A 2,850-nucleotide genomic window follows, 5' to 3' on the forward strand; every position below is an offset into this window, starting at 1 on the left:
GGAGCGAGCTTGCTCGCGATCCGGGCGCTCGCGCCCGATAGAAAAACAATGCCCGTCAGAGGCAATCGATAAAAAACCGTGAGGCCAGAACCGTGATCAAGACCCTGAACCACTTGCCCCATCCCCAGGAGGATGCGGCCACCCTCGCCGGCCATTTCAGCGACCTGGCGCCGCCGCTCAACGACCGCCAGGCGCACCTGGAAGCCTCGCGCTGCCTGTATTGCTACGACGCGCCGTGCGTCAACGCCTGCCCCAGCGAGATCGACATTCCCTCGTTCATCCGCCATATCCACACCGATAACATGCAGGGTGCGGCGCAGAAGATTCTCTCGGCCAATATCCTCGGCGGCAGCTGCGCCCGGGTGTGCCCGACGGAGATCCTGTGCCAGCAGGCCTGCGTGCGCAACAACGCCCAGGAATGCGCGCCGGTGCTGATCGGCCTGTTGCAGCGCTACGCGGTGGACAACGCGCACTTCAGCCAGCACCCGTTCCAGCGCGCCGCCGCCAGCGGCAAGCGCATCGCCGTGGTCGGCGCCGGGCCGGCGGGGCTATCGTGCGCCCACCGCTGCGCCATGCACGGCCATGAGGTGGTGATTTTCGAAGCCCGGGAAAAGGCCGGCGGCCTCAATGAATACGGGATCGCCAAGTACAAGCTGGTGGACGACTTCGCCCAGAAGGAGCTGGATTTCCTGTTGCAGATCGGCGGCATCGAGATCCGCCACGGGCACAAACTCGGCGACAACCTGAGCCTCACCGAACTGCACCAGCAGTTCGACGCGGTGTTCCTCGGCCTGGGCCTGGCCGCCAGCAAACAGCTGGGCCTGCCCCATGAGGACGCCCCCGGCCTGCTGGCCGCCACCGACTACATCCGTGAATTGCGCCAGGCCGACGACCTCACCCGACTGCCCCTGGCCGACCACTGCATCGTCCTCGGCGCCGGCAACACGGCGATCGACATGGCGGTGCAGATGGCCCGCCTCGGCGCCCGCGATGTCAACCTGGTGTACCGCCGCGGCGTCGAGGACATGGGCGCCACTCAACACGAACAGGACATCGCCAAGGCCAATCAGGTGCGCCTGCTGACCTGGGCCGCGCCCGAGGAAGTCCTGCTCGACGCCCAGGGCCGGGTACGCGGCATGCGCTTCGCCCGCACCCGCCTGGTGGAGGGCCGGCTGCAGACCACCGGGGAAACCTTCGAGCTGGCCGCCGACGCGATCTTCAAGGCCATCGGCCAGGCGTTCGACGGCGCCGCGCTGGGCGACCCGCTGGCCCGCGAACTCAAGCGCGCCGGCGAGCGCATCGAGGTCGACGAACAACTGCGCACCAGCATCCCCGGGGTGTATGCCGGCGGCGACTGCGTCAGCCTCGGCCAGGACCTCACCGTGCAGGCGGTGCAACACGGCAAGCGGGCCGCCGAAGCCATGCATGCCCAACTCATGCTCAATGTGGAGGCTGCGTAAATGGCCGATCTCTCGATTGTGTTCGCCGGTATCAAGGCCCCCAATCCGTTCTGGCTGGCCTCCGCGCCGCCCACCGACAAGGCCTACAACGTGGTCCGCGCCTTCGAGGCCGGCTGGGGCGGCGTGGTCTGGAAAACCCTGGGCGAGGACCCGGCGGCGGTCAACGTGTCGTCACGCTACTCGGCGCACTTCGGCGCCAACCGCGAAGTGCTGGGCATCAACAATATCGAACTGATCACCGACCGCTCCCTGGAGATCAACCTCAAGGAAATCACCCAGGTCAAGAAGGACTGGCCGGACCGCGCGCTGATCGTGTCGCTGATGGTGCCCTGCGTCGAGGAGTCGTGGAAAAACATCCTGCCCTTGGTGGAAGCCACCGGCGCCGACGGCATCGAGCTGAACTTCGGCTGCCCCCACGGCATGCCGGAACGCGGCATGGGCGCGGCGGTCGGCCAGGTGCCGGAGTACGTGGAACAGGTGACCCGCTGGTGCAAGACCTGGTGCTCGCTGCCGGTGATCGTCAAGCTGACGCCGAACATCACCGACATCCGCATGGCCGCCCGCGCGGCCCATCGCGGCGGCGCCGACGCGGTGTCGCTGATCAACACCATCAACTCGATCACCAGCGTCGATCTGGAGCGCATGGTGGCCAATCCGATGGTCGGCAGCCAGAGCACCCACGGCGGCTACTGCGGCTCGGCAGTCAAGCCGATCGCGCTGAACATGGTGGCCGAGATCGCCCGCGACCCGCAGACCCAGGGCCTGCCGATCTGCGGTATCGGCGGCATCGGCAACTGGCGCGACGCCGCGGAATTCGTCGCCCTGGGCTGCGGCGCGGTGCAGGTGTGCACGGCGGCGATGCTGCATGGTTTTCGGATTGTCGAGGAGATGAAGGACGGCCTGTCGCGGTGGATGGACAGCCAGGGCTACGGCAGCCTGCAGCAGTTTTCCGGCAAGGCCGTGGGCAACACCACCGACTGGAAGTACCTGGATATCAACTATCAGGTGATCGCCAAGATCGACCAGGACGCCTGCATCGGTTGCGGCCGTTGCCATATCGCCTGCGAAGACACCTCGCACCAGGCCATCGCCAGCCTCAGGCAGGCCGACGGTACGCATAAGTACGAGGTGATCGACGCCGAATGCGTGGGCTGCAACCTGTGCCAGATCACCTGCCCGGTGCAGGACTGCATCGAGATGGTGCCCCAGGACACCGGCAAGCCGTTCCTCGACTGGCAGCATGATCCGCGCAATCCGTATCGCGAGGCGGTTTGAGTGAGTGGCTAGAGGATTTGCCGGATAACGCTCATTGACTGGACTGACGTCATCGCGGACCGATCAGGCCGATTGCGGCACTGCCAGCAATTCGCCAAGGACCTCTCGCAGCCGC

At 66.4% G+C, this 2,850-nt stretch carries 2 protein-coding genes; both read left to right on the forward strand.

What is annotated here, in order from left to right; all coding sequences use genetic code 11:
- Positions 1–92 precede the first annotated feature (92 nt).
- Entirely contained in the window at positions 93–1,460 is a 1,368-nt protein-coding gene (locus tag PVZ80_RS22110) for an NAD(P)-dependent oxidoreductase (protein ID WP_273864548.1), read from the forward strand.
- The gene (gene preA / locus PVZ80_RS22115; RefSeq protein WP_273864549.1) at positions 1,461–2,735 is read left to right on the forward strand and encodes an NAD-dependent dihydropyrimidine dehydrogenase subunit PreA; all 1,275 of its coding nucleotides are present in this window, start codon (positions 1,461–1,463) and stop codon (positions 2,733–2,735) included.
- Positions 2,736–2,850 lie beyond the last annotated feature (115 nt).

It is taken from the genome of Pseudomonas sp. B3G-3 (assembly GCF_028640915.1).
Taxonomy (GTDB): Bacteria; Pseudomonadota; Gammaproteobacteria; order Pseudomonadales; family Pseudomonadaceae; genus Aquipseudomonas; species Aquipseudomonas chlororaphis_I.

Bases quoted from the DNA above. Each gene is read 5' to 3' on its own strand.
- preA (WP_273864549.1), top strand. From the start codon at position 1,461: ATGGCCGATCTCTCGATTGTGTTCGCCGGTATCAAGGCCCCCAATCCG.